The sequence below is a fragment of the Hymenobacter terrenus genome (assembly GCF_000972495.1).
Taxonomy (GTDB): domain Bacteria; phylum Bacteroidota; class Bacteroidia; order Cytophagales; family Hymenobacteraceae; genus Hymenobacter; species Hymenobacter terrenus.
On the sequence record NZ_LATM01000027.1, the window covers coordinates 42,723 to 59,514 of the forward strand.

Consider the following 16,792-nt stretch of genomic DNA (forward strand, 5'->3'; position numbering starts at 1 on the left):
CCTGGTATGGGTGGGGGCGTGTCGGGCCCCACCGAGACTTTTGATGGAGCGCGTTTTAGCCTCCCGAAATGGATTCCACTGTCCTTGGAGGATAGTCATCCTTTTATTCGTTGCGCGTAGTAGGGCTTCGCCTAATGGGCATTGCGCGCCCCTCAAACCAGGCTTACCCTTTCTGCTCAGCGGGCAGCAGCGCCTCCAGCGTGGCGATTTCTTCCGCGAGCAGGCGCAGCCGCAGGGCCACCAGGGCCCGCGCCGTGGGGCTGGGTTGGCGACGGGCCAGGCGGGTGGTCGCTAGCTCCAGCAGCTCCAGCCAGGCCCGTTCGCGGGTGGGGTTGGCCGCTGGGTCGGCCGGGGTAGGGAGGGGGGCGGCCAGCGCCGTATTAAGGGCCGTCAGGGCCTGTTGGCGCTGGCGCAGGGCGGCATCCTGGGCGGGCCAGGCGGCTTGCTGGTCGCGGAGCTGCTGGGCTTCGTGGCGGCAGGTGCGCAGGCGGGCGCGCAAGGCTGTGGCTTCGGCCAGGGTGGGGCCGGGTGGGAGGGAAGTGGCCACGGGCGCGGGTGCCGCTGACGGGGCCGGCAGCAGGGCGGCCAGCCGGTGCAGCCGCGCCTGGGGCTGCGCCGAGTAGCTCCGTCGCCCGGCCTCAACGTGCCCCACCTGCCCCGCGCGCACGCCCAGCAGGTCGCCAAGCTCCTGCCGGGATATACCCAGCCGCGCCCGTACAACGGCCGATAACGTAGTGGAAGGCAGGGCACGACGGGGCATAAAACGAGCAGGTTAGTCAGTGGCTAATGGTAGCGTAGCAAACGTTGCCGCCTGAAAATGATTGCTACGCTACGCCGCGATTGTCGAAAGTAGCAATCGTTTTTAGGCTGAAATGATTACTACTCCTGTTCTTTAGGCAGCTCGCACGTGGCTGGTTTTCATTTATCGGCTTAGTGCCTCACCTGCGGCCCCGCCAGGTATAACGGATACCCGTCTAAGCAGCGGGAGTACTCACATCCTACTCCCACTCGGTTGGGAGGGGGCACCTTGCCAGCCGGGCGGCTAACTCGGGCAACGACATGCCTTCCAGCGTTAGCAGGGCCTCGTAGGGATTGCCCGGTAGCTGGAGCAGGGTGGCGAAAGCCAGCTCCGTTTTCAGGCCCTGTTGCTTGAGGCGCTGCACGGCCGCGCGCCACACTTCGCCGCCGGCCTGCAACACGGCGTGCTCTACTACCAGATGCCGAAAGGCATTTTGCTGCACGGTGGGGAGCGCCTGGCCGAAGAGCTCTACCTCGACCCCGGCATAGCGAAAGCAGCTCACAATCGAGTCGTGCCCACTGATAACCGTTTGCTTTAAGTGAAAGCCGGCCAAGTGCCCGTAGTGCTCGCGCAGCAGCTTCTTGAATGGCTCCTGGGCCCCGGGCGGGACTTCACAGATAACATCCAAATCACTGCTGGCAAGGTCGATGTTCAGGGGGATGGTGCCGGCCAACACCGGGTCATAGGCCCTCAAGGTCACCCAAATGTCAAGCTCCTGCAACACGGCGTAAGCGCGTTGCTGCCGGCGGTTACCCGTCCGCAAATACCGGGGGTCTTTCCAATCAGGCATCACTGACAGACGTGTTTTGGGGGTGTTAACATTTACCGATATACCGCTCCACGAGGCTTCTGTTTAGGCAATGCGTGATAAATTGGGCTCACTACAGCTTCAACTACTAATGCTACACGATACGCTCCTGGCGGCCATCCGCCACTTTATTGCGGTGAGCCCGGCTGAGGAGGACCTTGTGCGGGAGTGGTTTGTGCCGGAAACGCTTGCGAAGGGTGATTTTTTCCTGCGGCCCGGCGAGGTGAGCCGCAAAATTGGCTTCGTGGTGCGCGGCGTGTTTCACAACTTCCGCAGCCGCGACGGCCAGGAGCATTCGTACTACTTCGGCCGCGAGCAGGAATTTATTGGCGATTACGAGAGCTTCCTGCCGGCTCAGCCCGCCGTGCACGCCATTCAGGCCCTGGAAGACGCGCAAATACTCACCATTTCCTACGATAACCTGCAGCGGCTTTACCGGGAATTTCGGGAAGGCGAAAAGTTCGGCCGCCTGGTGGCCGAGCAGCTGTTCGTGGACATTCTGCGCCAGCTGACCTCCTTCTACGAGGAGACGCCGGAGGAGCGCTACGCCCGATTCGCCCGCACCTACCCCGACTTGCAGCAGCGCATTCCGCAGTACTACATCGCCTCCTACGTGGGCGTCAAGCCGCAGTCGCTAAGCCGCATCCGGGCCCGCTCGGTTCGGTAGGGGCCGCCGCATTTATGCACTTGGGTGAATGCGTGGCCGCCCGGGCCGCCGGAATTTTGTGGCGTACCAAATCAATAACGCTATGCGTCGTTCCATCACCCGCGGACTTAGTCTGCTCACCGGCCTCGGCCTGGTTTTCATTGGTGTCCGCTTCCTGCTGGCTCCCCGCGTGGGGGCCGAGGGATTCGGCGTTTTTCTGCCTAGCGGTAGCAGCTATGCCTTTCACTATGCCAAGGGCATTCGGGATGTTTTTTCCGGCCTGCTCATGGTGGTGTTCGTGGGGCGCGGCTACGACCGGGCCCTGGGCTGGGTCATGCTGCTCGGCACGCTGATTCCCAGCGTGGATGTGGCCGTCGTGCTGGCGCAGCCCACGGCCACCCTGGCCCTGGAGCTGCCCCATCTGATTGCCATCGGGCTTTGCCTGGGCTTGGGCATCTCCTTCCTCACCGCGCCCGCGGCGGCCGCTGATTTCAGCGTCCGGCAGCCGCAGGCCCTAGCCGGGCAAGCGTCATGAGCGCCGCCTGGTCTCAGGGGCTAGTGGCCCTGGCGCTGCTGAGCGGCGGCGTCGTGTACGGTACCGACGTGTTTTTTGCTCTGGTCGCCCGCCGGGCCCTCCGGCGGGCCGACGAGGCTAGCCTGACCCAGGTGCTGGGCCATCTGCACGCCGTGGCCGATGCCCGGATGCCCGTGGTGGGGGCCACGGCCCTGCTCACAACCGGCGGCCTGTTTTTTGCCGCGGGCGGTTGGACCACCGTGGCGGGCCGCCTGGCGCTGCTGGCCCTCACGGGTATGCTAACCCAGCTAGGGGCGTACCTGCGGGTGGCCCAGCCGGTCAATCGGGTGCAGACCGCCGCCGCCGAGCAGGGGCTGACCCCGCCCAATGCCCGCGCCCTACAACAGCGGTGGGACAGCGTCATTGGCCTACGGGCCGCCGCCCTCACCCTGGCAATGGCAGCCCTGATAAGCGCCGCCCTGCACCTGCCCCGCTGAGCCCGGACTAGGCCCCGCCGCTCTCAGCTCATCGTCGTTACCTCCCCCATGGCCAGGCGGTCGCAGCGCATGAGGATGTCCTGCAAATCGGCACCGGGCGCACGCAGCGGGTCGATGCCCTTGACCAGGGTGGTGCGCAGGGCCAGCAGCCCGGCCCGGTCGAACCGCTTGGAGCCTTTCACCAGGTCCAGCTTGTTGAATTCTTCCTGCCGGTTCTGGCGGGGGTTAAACAGGCCGTTGAGCTCCGAGCACTGGTGGCAGACGCCGGCTTTGTTAATCAGTGCGCAGCGGTGCTCGAAGATGTCCATCAGCCGGTGGCGGGCATCCTGCACGAGGTGCTTGGCCACGTCGGCCGACTTCTCCAGAATTAGCGCCAGCTCTTTGATGGAGAAGTTGTACACGTCTTTTAGAATCAGGGCCACCTGCTGCTCGATGGGCAGGGTTTTGGCCATGCAGGTGAAGCAGTGGTTGATGTGCTCTTTGAGGTCGTAGGCATTCTCGGTTGAGGCCTCGTGCACGCGCATGATGGCGTCGTACACGTCGGTATTGCTCATGCACAGCGCCTTGCCCTGGGCTTTGACGTCGGGCTGCCACCGCTTGCGCCCCTTGAGGTGGTCGTAGGCCAGGTTGGTTGCAATCTGGAACACCCAGGTCTTCAGCGACGCCTGGCCCTGGAAAGTAACCAGCTTATCGAAAGCTTTGATAAAGGTGTCGTGCGCCAGGTCTTCGGCATCGTTGCGGTCCGTCACCAGCCGGTACAGGTAGGATTTCAGGGCCGGGTGAAAATCGGCAAACAGGCCCTGAAACGCATTGATGTTGCCCTTGACGGCATCGGTGAGCAGTGGAGGAGAGTTGGGGTGCATGGGCGGGGAATGAAGAGGATAGTCCGTTTAGCTCCCCCTATCCGAAGAGGCCACGGCCAAAGGGAGAAGGAGAGCAGGTTGTCGTCATCGTAGAGCGGTTTCGTCTTCCGTAGCGCGAATTGTGTAGTTCGCATCCCCGCGCCAGTAGCTCGTTCTGGGACGCGAACTACACAGTTCGCGCTACGGCATAGTCCGGTACACCGACTTCGAATCGGCTCTATTGGCGTTCAAGATAGAGAAGGCATCTCGTGGTACCAGGCGGGGTAATGTGCGCAAGCAAGCCAACGGCTTACGTGAACAGGACAGCGTAGCAGCCCCGACGTACCGCCCGTAATCAGGATGGTTTTGTTGGTCAGCTTCATAATCGGTTTTCAAGGTACGAGTACCACTTTGCCCGTCGTTTGCCGGGCTTCCATCTGCCGGTGGGCCTCGGCGGCATCCGCCAGGGCGAACGAATTGGCGGTTTGCACCCGCAGCTCTCCTTGAGCCAGCAGGCCGATGATGGTGCCCAGCGCCGCCTGCCACAGTGGTTGCTGGTGGGTTAAATAATAGGCCAGGTTGAAGCCCAGCACGCTATGGCCCTGGTTGGGCAGTTGCTCAGAATGCAGCACGCCCTGCACGTGGCTGGCCGCGCCGTACACCACCATGCGCCCGCCCATGGCCAGGCAGGCGAAGCTCTGGTTGAAGACCTCACCGCCCACCATCTCGAAGACGACGTCCACTTTTTGCCCTTCGTTGGCCGCGAGCACCTGTTCGGGCCACTGCGCTTCGGTGTAGTTCACTCCGGCATCGGCGCCCAGCGAAGCGGCCAGTGCCAGCTTCTCGGCACTGCTGGCGGTGGCGATAATGCGGGCCGCCCCGGCCCGCTTAGCCAGCTGAATCAGGAGGGTGCCCACGCCGCTGGCGCCCGCGTGCACGAGCAGGGTTTTGCCCGCCAGGTCCGGTACCAGGTGGCTGATTATCAGCTGAGCCGTGGTGCCCTGCACGAAGATGGCGGCGGCCGCGGCGGCCGGAATGCTCGGGGGCAGCGGCACGCAGTACGGCGCCTCGGCTGCCACGTACTCGGCGTAGCCCCCGCCGCTCGGCAAAATGGCCAGTACCCGCGTACCCACCGCATAGGGGGCGCCCACTCCGGCCCCCACCGCCACGATGGCGCCGACGGCCTCATTGCCCAGCACGTTGGGCAGCGGGGTGGGGGCGAAATAGGTGTTGCGCCGCCGCAACAGGTCGGCGTAGTTTACGCCCACAGCTTCCACCTTCACCAGCACCTGGCCGGGCGCTGGAACCGGGATGCCGGCTCCCACCACTTGCAGGACATCAGGCGAGCCGTAAGCTTGGATTTGCACTTGTTTCATTGTTGTCGCAGTCGTCATGGATGCTGTTTTTAAGGGTGATGCAGCTTAGACGACTGAGCCCATCAAAACGGGCGGAAATGGGACGGATGGCGCGGGGCCCAGCCGTACCGGGCGCGACCCCACGCCATCTGTAGTCATCATCGTCACTAGTTCTAATTATTAGAACAGCTCCATGGCCGGGGCGAAAGGAGGTCGTTTCCTAGCTTTATTTTGTGTTTAGCAAGTGTATAAATCGAGGAGTGCGACTTCGCCAAGGGGAATCCTCATTACCTCCCCTGATTGCCTGCGCCGTAACCAAGGCCCGGTGTCCCGGGTTTGCGCTGCATCTGCCCCTGCGCACCCGCCTGAGCTATCTACCCCATACGTTTTCCTCCGCACCTTCCACTCGCTGCTGTCATGGTTCAAAACTTCCACCGCATTCAAGATTACCGGCAACACACCAACCTTCGGCTGCCTGAGCGCATGGAGGATTTCTTGATTTACGATTGCGGCCAACTGAATTCCGATGCCCGTTTGGCCCTGCCCGCCTACCGCCACCAGTTTTACGAAATCACACTCGATGTCAACATGGGCTGTGATTTCCAGGTCGATGACTTTCGGTTCGCGGGCGAAAAACGGGCCCTGGCCGTCATCGGCCCCAGCCGGTTGCAAAGCGTTTACGAATCCCAGCATGCCTTCCGCCCCGGCGACGGATTTAGCTTGTTCTTCCACCGCGACTTCCTTCCAGGCAATCTCGACCGCCAGTACGCCTTTTTTCAATCAACTCACTCGCCCCTCGTTCGCCTAGACCGGAAAGGTGCCGACGAGTTGCTGAAAATTTTCGGCCTGATAAATTACGAATACACCGAATACGGCCCCGCCGCCCGAGAAACCATTCAAAGCCTAACCACCGCCCTGCTCACCAAAGTCAAACACCACGCTACGGGCCACGCCCTGGTGCCGGCCACCAGTTACCGCGAAGTGGAATTGGCCCGTGATTTCAAGTCCTGTGTACAGGAAAATTTCCTCCGGCTGACCACCGTCAAGGAGTACGCCAACCTGCTCCACGTCTCGGACAAATACCTGTCGCAAGCGGTCAAAAATGCCACCGGCCGCAACGCTTTGGAAATCCTGAGCAGCGCCCGCATCACCTACGCTAAAGCCTTGCTACTTCACACTAACTTATCCTCCGTTGAAGTGGGCTACGAGTTGAATTTCGCCACAACAGACTACTTTTTTACCTACTTCAAGAAGCTCACTGGCCAAACCCCCCAGCAGTACCGGCAGGAAAATTCAAAGTAATTACCGACTTATTCGCAGCCCACCATCTGCGAGCCGCTCACAGCTTTGCAAAAAAGTATGACGGTGATGAAAAAGGTGGCCATAGTTTTGTTTTTCGGGCTTGGGGCAGGGTATCCCTTTGCAGCTTGCGCCCAGTTAGCCCCGCAAGCGTTTGTTGGCAACAACGCTCTTGAGTATAATTTTCTGTGGTACAAACCGGTCGATGCCCACGAAAAAATCACCCTGTTTAATTTCACGACCTTCACAATAGACTACCAGGACAAAGCCCGCAACGTGTCCGAAATCTACCAGGTCGGTATTTACAATTTTACGACCAGCTGGGGCTTGGCGGGCGGTGGGCGGTTTGTCGGCGGAGTATTTGTTCCGCTCGTGGCGCTGTCCTACCAGAAAGCTACTCCCACCCTGTATTTCAATCTGTTTCCCTCCGCCCAGTTCGTGCCGGGCACTCGCACCCTCAACTACAGCCTGTTTGGGCTACTCTTTTACCGGCCCCCACTCACCGACACCTGGAAGGCGTTCAACCAGCTCACGTTCGAGCCGCTCTTCCAGGGCAACGAACATCTCTACAGTTATCAGCAGGTCCGCATCGGTCTGGAGTACAAAAAGCTTTTTCAGTTTGGCGTAGGTGTCAATTTTGAACAGACCGGCGTGGCCTTCACTTTCCGGCAGAATTACGGGCTGTTCCTGCGCAAAGAGTTCAATTAGGGGTCGTCTCAGAAAACGGAAGGAATAGCACGTTAAGGAATTTGACCGTTTTCTGAGAGGCCTACTCATAACACTCAACTGTCAGCCCCTGCGTCCCCTTTTCAGGCCTTAACGTGCTATTCCTTCCGTTTTCTGAGACGACCCCAACGTGCTCAAATAATATCGAAAACAGAGCGTTAGGCCCGCTGTTGCAAAAGCCGATGCGGACAGGTGCTACGTACCTGCCGCGACCGATGCTCATCTCTCCTTTGGACTGGCCACTTCGCGGGCTGCTCCTCACGCCTGCTGCTATGCCCCATTCCTTGCTCAAGTCGTTTCTGGGAACAAACCAGCTTTTTCAATCGGTGAGCGGTTTCAACCTGGCCCTGACTACCTACGAGCACGACGCCTCGTTTGAAGACTGGCATTCGCACGAAGAGTTAAGCCTGGGGCTCCTGGTGAATGGCACCTACGAAGAAGAGCTGCTGCGTCGGCATCATAAGCGGCAGCCAGGGGCTATCAAGTTTGTGCCGGCCGGAGAGTTGCACCGCTGCGTTGGCTACGCGGGGCAGGCCCGCCAGTTCAACTTGCAGGTCAGCTCGGGTTTGGTGAGCGAAATGGGGCTGACAGAAGCCCGTCTCCATCACTTGGCATCGGAATCGGACGGGATGGATACCAAATTCGCCTTGCTCAAGCTGTACCATGAGTTGGTGAGCCCTGACTACTCCCCGGCCTCCCTCGAATTGCTGGGCTACGAGCTTTTTGCCAGCAAGCTGCCGGTCAGATTACCCAAGAAGCCGCCGACCTGGATTATCGCACTCAAAGAGCTATTGCACGACCAGTGGAATACGCCCTTCGATTTACAGGATATTGCCGGCACGCTCGGCGTTCATCCAGTCACTGTATCCCGCTATTTTCCACACTATTTTTTCTGCACGCTCAGCACGTATGTACGGAAAATAAAGGTAGATAAATCCCTGGTGCTACTTAAAACCACGGCTCTATCCCTCACTGAAATAGCCTATACCTGTGGCTTCGCCGACCAAAGCCATTTCACTCGTTCCTTTCAGGCAACAACCGGTTTTCTACCTAAAGAATTTAAGAAAGCCTGACTAATTAATTGTTGTCTCAACGCCCGATAGGTCAGTGGGATTCTTGTAGTAACGGGACATGATTCTACGCTAAGCACTTAGCGTAGAATCATGTCCCGTTACTACAAGAACTCCGTGTAGGGTAATAGGCGCGTCGTGCTCTCGGCAGCTCCCGAGCAAGAGCGAACATAGAACCCATTTGCTGGAATAATGAATCAGAGACTTCATACGCCAAAGTAAGTGCCATTCAAGAGCCTGTGCGACCAAAAATGAATTAAGAGATTCTTCCGGCAATAAGCAGTTCAAGTAAACGGTCATGGTTGTTGCAGAGCTCATGACCGCGCCCTTTCTACAGTGGTAGCCTACTGCGTGACGCCCAAATAAGCGCATTAACCGGGCATACGACGCCGCCTGGCTAGCCGTACACCAGAATGGAAAACAACCTAGTGACTTCGGCAACAGCCACGGTCGTTTTATTGAGCAAACCGGGCTAAAAACATCTGAATGCAGGCAGGTTTCTAGCGTGTGGGCACTACGTTGGGAGATGGCGTGCTTAACTTCTGGACCAAACTTTTAACTGAGGCCTCTTTTGGGGTGCTTATCCGTTGGCAAAGGCAGCCGGACTAGCGGCGCTAAAACTTTCGCGCTATGCCCAGTCGCTTCATCTTAGATTCGAGGGTAGTGGGCGGCATATGCAGCAGGGCAGCCGCTCCGTGCGTGCCCCGGATGCGGCCGTTGGCTTGCCGAAGCGCGGCCAGGATGTTTTCTTTCTCCACCACACCCGCGGCCTGCTTCAACGCCGCGGCCGGTTGAAACGCGCCGTTGGCGGCGGGGCGGGCGGGGGCCGGCGGCTCGGCGCGGGGCAGAGCGCGGCCCAGCGGGCGGCCCCAACTCAGGTGGGCGTCTCGGGTCAGGATAACGGCTTGCTCAATCACGTTTTCCAATTCGCGCACATTGCCCGGCCACTCGTATCGGAGCAGTTCCAGCATGGCCCCGGCTTTGATGCCGAGGCCCGGCTTCTTCATGCGGCGGCTATATTTTTCCAGGAAGTAATTGGCCAGCAGCGGAATATCGTCAGTTCGCTCGCGCAAGGCCGGCAGGTAGATGGGGAATACGCTGAGCCGGTAGTACAAATCGGCCCGGAAGCGGCCCGCCGCTACTTCAGTGGATAGGCGGCGGTTGGTAGCCGCTACCACGCGCACATCGACCGGAATGGGCTGCCGCCCCCCCAGCCGCTCGATTTCCCGCTCCTGCAACACGCGCAGCAGCTTGGCTTGCAATTCCAACGGCAGCTCGCCGATTTCATCTAGAAAAATAGTGCTGCCCGCCGCCAGCTCAAACTTGCCGATGCGCCGCTCGTGCGCTCCCGTAAAGGCCCCGCGCTCGTGACCAAACAACTCACTTTCAATAAGCTGAGGCGGAAGGGCCGCGCAATTGACTTTGATAAGTACCCGGCCGCGGCGCGGCGACTGGTCATGCACGGCCCGGGCAAACAGCTCTTTCCCGGTTCCGGTTTCGCCTTCGAGCAGCACGGTCGAATCGGTGGGCGCCACCTGCTCCACTTGGTGGAAGGCCGCTTGCAACACGGCGCTGGTGCCAATGATGTCGGTGAAATTGTGCGTGGTCTTGATTTCCTCGACTAGGTAGGTTTTTTCCAGTTCCAGCTGCTGCTTGAGGGCCAGTATCTCCTCGTTGGCCAGCACGTTGCCAACCGCAACCGCCAACAAGTCAGCCACATCCTGAAACAGCTCTTGTTGATAAGCGCTGAAGTGCCCCGGCGTTTCGGAGTGGAGCCCCAGCGAGCCAATAACCTGGCCTCCGCACCGCAACGCCCCCATCAGTGAATCCTGAATGCCAACATCGCGCATGAGCCGGGTGCCGGGCAATTCGGGAAAGCGCGCTACTATCTCGCCGGTGTCCATGCGAAACGGCGCCGCCTGGGCAATTATCCACTCGACCAGGGAGCCAGGTAACGGCTGGTTGTCGTAGAGGGCCGGGATGGCCGTGTGCCGTGTGCGGTCAGCTGGCGCGCTGGCGTACAAGGTTCGGAACTGCTGAGCGGCTACGTCGATAACCATAACCACGGCGTCATCAAAGCCAAATAAGGGCTTGAGCAAAGTCGTCATCACGCTCATTAGCTCGTCGCGGTTGTGGATGGTAGCTACCGCTTGGCTGATGGACAAGAGAACGTCGAGGTGCTGTTTCATAAAGTGAGCCGCCGGGCCGAAGGTAGTGGCAGACCGCCAAGCAGGGAAGTATGACTACTCCTTGCCCCACGTTTAGCCCACGATTTTTCGTGTTTCCACGCAAACATAGCACCTATTTTTCGGAGGCCCTGCATCTGGACTTCGGGCGCGCGGTACAAAAAAGTGGCTTTGAGAGGCTGGGGGGTCGTTTTTTGAGATAGGTCAGACTTGGCATAGAATTAGGAAAGCGCCACCGCAACTCAACTTGGTGACTCCCGCTGAAACGGTGGTGCCTCCATGTGCTTACTCTTCTTAATTACCTCTTTTTTCCATGACCGAACCCCTGAATGACTCGATGAGCCGCCGCGAGATGGTAAGCAAAACGGCGCTTGCCGGCTTGGGCACGCTGGCCCTAACGAGCCTTGGCCCTGAGGAGGCCGCCGCACAGCGCCGTAGTGCCGCTACGGCGGCCTCAACTGCGCCGGGCTCCCGCACGAGCGATTATTTCGGCAAAATCACGCCACAAAACACGGCTGTGCTGCTCATCGACTACCAGACCAACCTGCTGCTGGGCTGCCAGTCGATGGAGCAGAAAAAGCTTATCAATAACGTGCTGGCGCTGGGCACCATCGCCAAGATGTATAACCTGCCGGTAGTGATAACGACCACCGGCGGGGCCGAGAAAGGGCCGGCCGGGCCCACCCTGCCCGCCCTCACGGCCATGTTTCCGGACGTGAAGCAGCACGATCGGCAGCTGTTCTACAATTCCATGTCGGACCCCGCCTTCAATGCCGCGGTAAAGGCTACGGGCCGCAAAAAGCTGATTGTGGGCGGCATCACGACGGATTTGTGCGTGGTGTTTCCGGTTATTACGGCCATTCAGCAGGGCTACGATGTGTACGTGGTGGGCGATGCCTGTGCCTCCTGGGACGAACAAATCAATACGTTGGCTATGACCCGCATCGTGCAGGCCGGGGGCATTCCCGTCAACGTGCAGGCGCTGGTGGCCGAGTTGCAAAACAACCTGGCCGAAACCGACCCTGCCGCCGCCAAGGCCAACATTCCCAAAGAAATAGCCTTCTACGGTCAATACGTGGGCGTGACCAGTCTACTCAACGATACCTTCTTCAAGAAATAAGCCCTCTTCAAGTCCAAAGCCCTCCTGTGGCGCCGATTGATTTTTATTATGTGCACCAGCCACTCTTCTGAACTTCCGCAAGCGGGAGCCCCGCCGGCCGAGCTACCGGACCGCTCTCTGAGCCGCCGAACGTTTCTGGGCGGAGCCGCCGCGACAGCGGGCCTGGTCGGGGCGGCCCCGCTGCTTAGCGCCCTGACCGCGCTTGGGGCCGAGCCGCCGCTGGTTGCTCCCGGCCTCGTGGCCGGTTCCCGGTTTCGGGAGGCGTTTGGCACCTACAAATTCCGGGTTGGCTCTTTTGAGTGCCTGGCCATCAGCGACGGCTACCTGACGTTTCCGGCGCAGTGGTACGCAGCCAACGCCAACAGCCTACAGATAGACAAAACCTTGCAGGAGAATTTCTTGCCAACCAAGCAGGTCGTCAATCAAACCACCACGCTGCTGGTGTATACCAGCTCGCGGATGGTGCTGATTGATACGGGCCTAAACGACAGCCTGAAGCCGCTGCTCGGGCCGCTGGCCCCGGTGGTGGCACCGCTGGGCCACACCCGGAGCCGACTGGAAGCGGCCGGCGTAAAGCCCGAAGACGTGGACAGCATCATCCTGACTCACGGCCACCCTGACCACGTTGGCGGGCTGACGGACCGGGCGGGCACGCTGGCTTACCCGAAGGCGCAGTACTACATGACCAAAGCCGACTGGGACTACTGGACCACGGCCCCGGTGCCCAAAGGCATGGAAACGAATTTTGCCCTGGCCCGCCTGACCTTGCCCGCCATCAAGGAGCGGGTGACGCTAGTCGATTACGGCCCGGAGTTTATTCCGGGCATCACGGCACTGGCGGCGGCGGGTCACACGCCGGGGCATTTGGGACTCATCATCGCGGACGGCGCCGACACCCTGCTGCACACCTGCGACGCGGCGGCTCACTACGTGTTGTCGTTGGCGCAGCCGGACTGGACGTTCTACGGCGACGTGCTGCCGCAAGCCGCCCTGCAAACCCGGCGCCGGCTCTTCGACCAGGCCGCCGCCGACCGCAGCCTGACGTTTGCCTCCCATTTCCCGTTCCCAAGCCTGGGCCACGTGGCGGTGCGCGGCCAGAAATCCTGGAAATGGGAGCCGGTTGTGTACGCCTGGAATGAGTGAACCGGGCTGGGGGCCATTGTCTTGCCGCCCAGCTGGCTCCGTCTGTGCTGTAGCACCACCCGTTGTCCCTTAGTCCCATGTCTGCCAATACCGCCGCCGTGCCCACTATCAACCCAATCGACCCGACCCAGAAGCAACACGTCAGAGTAGCACATGTCAACGCACGCCAGCAAGCAAAATAAGGCCCTTAATCAGCAGGAGTATTCGGCGCTGCCCTCTGGAGGGGCCGACTTTATCACCATGCTACAGCAGCTAGGGGCCTATCCAGGTGGAGAGTAGCGCCGGGCACCACAAGCGGCGTAGCGGCTGGTATAAGTCTTGGAAGAGCATGCTGTTGACGCTCGGGCTGAGCGCAGGAGTGGCCAGGTCGTCGCAGGCGCAAACGGCAGACTCGGCCGTGGTGAAAGCGACGCCCTCGCCGGTCTACCTGCCGTTGCGCTACGAGGAGGACTACGCCTATTTGCACGACCCAGCCCGCCGCACCGCCGCGCTGGACGGGCTGAAATTTATTGGGCTGAATTCTTCCGCAACCCGGTACCTGACGCTGGGCGGCGAGGTCCGGCTGCGCTACCAGTATTATCGCAACGAAAACTGGGGTCTGGGGTCCGCCCGCGACAACAGCAACATGCTGCAACGCTACATGCTGCACGCCGACCTGCACCTGGGCCCGTACGTGCGGCTGTTCGGCCAACTTAAAAGCAGCTGGCAAAACGGTCGCACGGGCGGGCCAGGGCCCCTCGACGAAGACCGGCTAGCCGTGGGCCAGGCGTTTGCTGATGCGGTCCTGCCCCTCCGGCACGATGGGTCGCTGACGGTGCGGGCGGGGCGGCAGGAGCTGTACTATGGAAACGGCAAGCTGGTAGAGCCCCGCGAGGGGCCCAACATTCGCTTGAGTTTCGACGCTGTGCGGCTGCTGTTGCGCCTGCAACAGTGGCGGGTCGATGGCTTCGTGGCGCAGCCGGTCTTCAATTTTCCGGGCCTGAACGACGACCGGCGCAACCGCCAGCAAACCTTTTGGGGGCTGTATACCACAGGGCCACTCAGCCGGCTTATCGGCGGGGCCAGCCTCGACGTGTATTATATCGGCCTGCACAACGACCAGATAGCCTATGCCAAGGGTGCCGGGCCGGAAACGCGGCACACGCTGGGCTTCCGGCTGGCCGGCCGTCGACAGGGCTGGGACTATGACACCGAAAATTTCTACCAGCTGGGCTCCTTCGCCGGGGGCAGCGTGCGCGCTTGGGCGCTGACCGGCGACGTGGGGTACACCTACACCCTGCGTTGGGGGCGGCGCACGGGGCGTTTCAGCCTAGGCGTCGCCGTGAGTAGCGGCGACAGGGGCCACTCCGAAACCACGTTACGCACCATGAACCCGCTTTACCCCACCGGCTACTACTTTGGGCCGCCCGCCACTTTTCTGGGTCCTTCCAACACCATCGGGCTGCGGCCCACGGTCACGCTCAAGCCCAACCAGGCGCTCACCCTCGCATTCAGCGGCAACCTGCTTTGGCGCACCAGCCCGCACGACGGGCTCTATACGCCCGCGGCCACGCTGTTGCTCACCGGCCAAACCAGCGACAGCCGGTACGTGGGTGCCCAAGGCAGCTTGGTGGGGTTCTATCAGGTGCAGCGCCACCTCACTCTGAGCTTGCTGGCCGCCTATTTCCGGACCGGCCGCCTGCTCGAAGCCATTACCCCCGGTCGCGACGTGGCCTACGTCTCGCCGGGCATCACGTTTGTTTTTTGAATTTCCTGCCTCAATCCCCACTCCCTTCTTCATGAAACTCCTGACCCCCTTCGAACTCGCCGCTTTTTCCATTCCTAACCGCGTCGTAATGGCCCCCATGACGCGCAGCCGGGCCACCCCCGACGGGGTAGTGGGCGACATGACGGTCACCTACTACCAGCAGCGAGCCTCCATGGGCCTGCTGATTTCCGAGGCCATCAACATCTCGGCGCAGGCCATTGGCAGCCCGCTCACGCCGGGCCTGTACACGGCGGCGCACGTGGCCGCCTGGCGCACCGTCACCGACGCGGTGCACGCGGCGGGTGGCCGTATTTTCGCGCAGCTCTGGCACACGGGGCGGGTGGGCCACTCGCTGGTGCGCGGTGGGGAAGTGCCGGTGGCGCCCTCAGCCGTGCGCATTGAAGGGCAGCAACACTTCACGCCCAGCGGCATGCAGGAATATGAGGTACCCCGCGCCCTGACCACGGAAGAAGTAGCGGCTGTGGTGGAAGACTACCGGCAGGCCGCCGAAAAAGCGCACGCCGCCGGCTTTGATGGGGTGGAATTGCACGCCGCCTTTGGCTACCTGCCCAATCAGTTTCTGGTGGCCGGGGCCAACCACCGCACCGACGCATACGGGGGCAGCATCGCCAACCGCTGCCGCTTTGTGCTCGACGTCATGCGGGCGTTGGTGGAGGTGTGGGGCCCGGCGCGGGTGGGCATCAAGCTCTCGCCTTCGATTCCATTCAATGGCATGGTTGACTCCGACCCGCAAGCGCTGTACACGTACCTGATTCAGGAGCTGAACACGCTGCCGCTGGCCTACCTGCACCTGATGCGGCCCCTGTTTCCGCTCGACGCCTTCCCACACTGGCCCACCGACATACTGGCTACTTTCGGAGGGTTGTTCGACAAACCCATCATCGCCAACGGCGGCTATACCCGCGAAGCCGCCGAACAGGAAATCGACTCGGGCCGGGCTCAACTCGTCTCGTTTGGGGCGCTGGCCCTGGCCAACCCCGACCTACCGGCCCGCTTCGCTCGGCAGGCCGCCTTCAATGAGCCCGACCGCGCCACGTTTTACGGGGGAGGGTCCCAGGGTTACATCGACTATCCAGCCCTGTAAAGGTCTTTTCCATGAACACCTGCAAAATCGTGCTAATAAGAAAACAGGGATTTGGTTTTAAACACCCATAGATCAAGTGGCTCATTCTTCAGCGCGTAAATCCGTCCTTTTAGATACTTTTAACCAAGGTCATCAACCTACAGGGGGAATTTGATTTCTAGGTATAGCAAACAGCTAAGGGAACCCTCTAAATTATAGCGGCACGTGCTGTCGGTTTAGATTTAAGAGCTTGTTGCTTGTTAAGCACAATCCGATCAGATGGCGTGGAATATTTTATAAACAGTCGTTCTTGCCACTTTTTCTCGACTACTTGAGGCAGCGTGCAAAACCATCTTCCTCGCTGCTCTTCCAGCACGGTCGTGCCTTCCCACCACTATTCGAGCGAGTTGGCTTTTGAGTCGGCCGGCTTCCCTTGTTGTTGAACAACACCCTGATTTATCCTGATGCGCGACAGGGGCGGTTGTTAGATAAACAGAGGAACCATTGCCGGGCTAGGCAGGCGTTCAGCAGTCTTCTCTTATTCTACTTATTCCGCCCGAAAGTGTAGCCGATGCCCAGATTATAGCTCAGGCCCATTTTCACGGCTTCGTGGGTTTTGGTCACGTCCCAGTTATCGGTGAAGGTGAACTTGTCGTCCTTCAGTGAGGTAGCCACGTCGTACCAGTAACGGGTAGAAAGCTTCACGTTGAGGCCGGTTTTCTTGCCCAGGTAGCGGCGGTAGTAAATGCTGGGGCCCACCGTGTAGGTAGGGGTTCTTTTAGTGCTGATTACAATGAAAAAGGCTCTCTATTTAAATAGGGTAAGCGTTCCGATTTCCCGGAGCACTTACCCTATTTAAATAGAGAGCCTTTCTTACGCTTCTGATAACTGCGGAAACGTAATTATCCAGTCGTTATTTTTTGATAACGCGGAGGGTCTGTCCATCCTGGGTGCGG

The 16,792-nt window shown here is 60.2% G+C and carries 16 protein-coding genes; 10 read left to right on the plus strand and 6 right to left on the minus strand.

Annotation, left to right across the window (positions count from 1 at the left end; genetic code table 11):
- Positions 1-163: 163 nt before the first annotated feature.
- A complete protein-coding gene (locus WX88_RS21815) occupies positions 164-760 on the minus strand; it encodes a hypothetical protein (protein ID WP_046246539.1) in 597 nt (198 codons plus the stop codon).
- 238 nt (positions 761-998) lie between these two features.
- Positions 999-1,589, minus strand: a complete 591-nt coding sequence (locus WX88_RS21820) for a DUF4269 domain-containing protein (RefSeq protein WP_046246540.1) — start codon at positions 1,587-1,589, stop codon at positions 999-1,001.
- A 70-nt stretch (positions 1,590-1,659) separates the two neighbouring features.
- Between WX88_RS21820 and WX88_RS21825 the strand changes: the two genes are divergently transcribed.
- From WX88_RS21825 to WX88_RS21835, 3 genes are all read left to right on the plus strand, one after another.
- A complete protein-coding gene (locus WX88_RS21825) occupies positions 1,660-2,274 on the plus strand; it encodes a Crp/Fnr family transcriptional regulator (protein WP_046246541.1) in 615 nt (204 codons plus the stop codon).
- An 82-nt stretch (positions 2,275-2,356) separates the two neighbouring features.
- Positions 2,357-2,788 carry a DUF4267 domain-containing protein gene (locus WX88_RS28155; protein WP_197076893.1) on the plus strand — a complete coding sequence of 144 codons (432 nt, stop codon included), beginning with the start codon at positions 2,357-2,359 and terminating at the stop codon, positions 2,786-2,788.
- Positions 2,785-3,264: a hypothetical protein gene (locus tag WX88_RS21835; protein WP_046246542.1), complete on the plus strand. Its 480-nt coding sequence runs from the start codon at positions 2,785-2,787 to the stop codon at positions 3,262-3,264. The genes WX88_RS28155 and WX88_RS21835 overlap by 4 nt, the downstream gene beginning before the upstream one ends.
- A 23-nt stretch (positions 3,265-3,287) precedes the next feature.
- On the opposite strand, the gene WX88_RS21840 is transcribed toward WX88_RS21835, so the two are convergent.
- Positions 3,288-4,127, minus strand: coding sequence for an RNA polymerase sigma factor (locus WX88_RS21840; protein WP_046246543.1), 840 nt, complete (start codon positions 4,125-4,127; stop codon positions 3,288-3,290).
- 371 nt (positions 4,128-4,498) lie between these two features.
- Positions 4,499-5,482, minus strand: a complete 984-nt coding sequence (locus WX88_RS21845) for a quinone oxidoreductase family protein (protein WP_046246544.1) — start codon at positions 5,480-5,482, stop codon at positions 4,499-4,501.
- 396 nt (positions 5,483-5,878) lie between these two features.
- Between WX88_RS21845 and WX88_RS21850 the strand changes: the two genes are divergently transcribed.
- The 3 genes from WX88_RS21850 (at position 5,879) to WX88_RS28160 (ending at position 8,559) form a co-directional block, all read left to right on the plus strand.
- The gene (locus tag WX88_RS21850; RefSeq protein WP_046246545.1) at positions 5,879-6,763 is read left to right on the plus strand and encodes a helix-turn-helix domain-containing protein; all 885 of its coding nucleotides are present in this window, start codon (positions 5,879-5,881) and stop codon (positions 6,761-6,763) included.
- A gap of 45 nt (positions 6,764-6,808) precedes the next feature.
- Positions 6,809-7,468 carry a hypothetical protein gene (locus WX88_RS21855; protein WP_197076894.1) on the plus strand — a complete coding sequence of 220 codons (660 nt, stop codon included), beginning with the start codon at positions 6,809-6,811 and terminating at the stop codon, positions 7,466-7,468.
- 290 nt (positions 7,469-7,758) lie between these two features.
- Positions 7,759-8,559 (plus strand): helix-turn-helix transcriptional regulator, encoded by an 801-nt coding sequence (locus WX88_RS28160; RefSeq protein ID WP_052732972.1) that lies wholly within the window; start codon positions 7,759-7,761, stop codon positions 8,557-8,559.
- A 611-nt stretch (positions 8,560-9,170) separates the two neighbouring features.
- On the opposite strand, the gene WX88_RS21865 is transcribed toward WX88_RS28160, so the two are convergent.
- Positions 9,171-10,745: a sigma 54-interacting transcriptional regulator gene (locus tag WX88_RS21865; RefSeq protein WP_052732973.1), complete on the minus strand. Its 1,575-nt coding sequence runs from the start codon at positions 10,743-10,745 to the stop codon at positions 9,171-9,173.
- Positions 10,746-11,055: 310 nt separating this feature from the next.
- Here WX88_RS21865 and WX88_RS28165 point away from each other — a divergent pair, with 310 nt between their 5' ends.
- The 4 genes from WX88_RS28165 to WX88_RS21885 all read left to right on the plus strand — a co-directional run bounded on the left by WX88_RS28165 (position 11,056) and on the right by WX88_RS21885 (position 15,857).
- On the plus strand, positions 11,056-11,862 hold the full coding sequence (locus WX88_RS28165; RefSeq protein WP_052732974.1) for an isochorismatase family protein: 807 nt from the start codon (positions 11,056-11,058) through the stop codon (positions 11,860-11,862).
- Positions 11,863-11,910: 48 nt separating this feature from the next.
- Complete coding sequence (locus WX88_RS21875) at positions 11,911-13,005, plus strand: MBL fold metallo-hydrolase (RefSeq protein ID WP_052732975.1); 1,095 nt, start codon at positions 11,911-11,913, stop codon at positions 13,003-13,005.
- 328 nt (positions 13,006-13,333) lie between these two features.
- Complete coding sequence (locus tag WX88_RS21880; RefSeq protein WP_156176345.1) at positions 13,334-14,752, plus strand: alginate export family protein; 1,419 nt, start codon at positions 13,334-13,336, stop codon at positions 14,750-14,752.
- 31 nt (positions 14,753-14,783) lie between these two features.
- The gene (locus WX88_RS21885) at positions 14,784-15,857 is read left to right on the plus strand and encodes an alkene reductase (protein WP_046246547.1); all 1,074 of its coding nucleotides are present in this window, start codon (positions 14,784-14,786) and stop codon (positions 15,855-15,857) included.
- A 522-nt stretch (positions 15,858-16,379) separates the two neighbouring features.
- Here the strand turns inward: WX88_RS21885 and WX88_RS21890 are convergent.
- Positions 16,380-16,595 carry a hypothetical protein gene (locus tag WX88_RS21890; RefSeq protein WP_046246548.1) on the minus strand — a complete coding sequence of 72 codons (216 nt, stop codon included), beginning with the start codon at positions 16,593-16,595 and terminating at the stop codon, positions 16,380-16,382.
- Positions 16,596-16,792 lie beyond the last annotated feature (197 nt).

What these genes read in the sequence shown, in the direction of transcription:
- WX88_RS21845 (WP_046246544.1), bottom strand. Translation starts at nt 5,482, where the DNA reads ATGAAACAAGTGCAAATCCAAGCTTACGGCTCGCCTGATGTCCTGCAA.
- WX88_RS21840 (WP_046246543.1), bottom strand. Translation starts at nt 4,127, where the DNA reads ATGCACCCCAACTCTCCTCCACTGCTCACCGATGCCGTCAAGGGCAAC.
- WX88_RS21880 (WP_156176345.1), top strand. Translation starts at nt 13,334, where the DNA reads ATGCTGTTGACGCTCGGGCTGAGCGCAGGAGTGGCCAGGTCGTCGCAG.
- WX88_RS21865 (WP_052732973.1), bottom strand. Translation starts at nt 10,745, where the DNA reads ATGAAACAGCACCTCGACGTTCTCTTGTCCATCAGCCAAGCGGTAGCT.
- WX88_RS21835 (WP_046246542.1), top strand. Translation starts at nt 2,785, where the DNA reads ATGAGCGCCGCCTGGTCTCAGGGGCTAGTGGCCCTGGCGCTGCTGAGC.
- WX88_RS21815 (WP_046246539.1), bottom strand. Translation starts at nt 760, where the DNA reads ATGCCCCGTCGTGCCCTGCCTTCCACTACGTTATCGGCCGTTGTACGG.
- WX88_RS21850 (WP_046246545.1), top strand. Translation starts at nt 5,879, where the DNA reads ATGGTTCAAAACTTCCACCGCATTCAAGATTACCGGCAACACACCAAC.
- WX88_RS28160 (WP_052732972.1), top strand. Translation starts at nt 7,759, where the DNA reads ATGCCCCATTCCTTGCTCAAGTCGTTTCTGGGAACAAACCAGCTTTTT.
- WX88_RS28155 (WP_197076893.1), top strand. Translation starts at nt 2,357, where the DNA reads ATGCGTCGTTCCATCACCCGCGGACTTAGTCTGCTCACCGGCCTCGGC.
- WX88_RS28165 (WP_052732974.1), top strand. Translation starts at nt 11,056, where the DNA reads ATGACCGAACCCCTGAATGACTCGATGAGCCGCCGCGAGATGGTAAGC.
- WX88_RS21820 (WP_046246540.1), bottom strand. Translation starts at nt 1,589, where the DNA reads ATGCCTGATTGGAAAGACCCCCGGTATTTGCGGACGGGTAACCGCCGG.
- WX88_RS21875 (WP_052732975.1), top strand. Translation starts at nt 11,911, where the DNA reads ATGTGCACCAGCCACTCTTCTGAACTTCCGCAAGCGGGAGCCCCGCCG.
- WX88_RS21885 (WP_046246547.1), top strand. Translation starts at nt 14,784, where the DNA reads ATGAAACTCCTGACCCCCTTCGAACTCGCCGCTTTTTCCATTCCTAAC.
- WX88_RS21825 (WP_046246541.1), top strand. Translation starts at nt 1,660, where the DNA reads ATGCGTGATAAATTGGGCTCACTACAGCTTCAACTACTAATGCTACAC.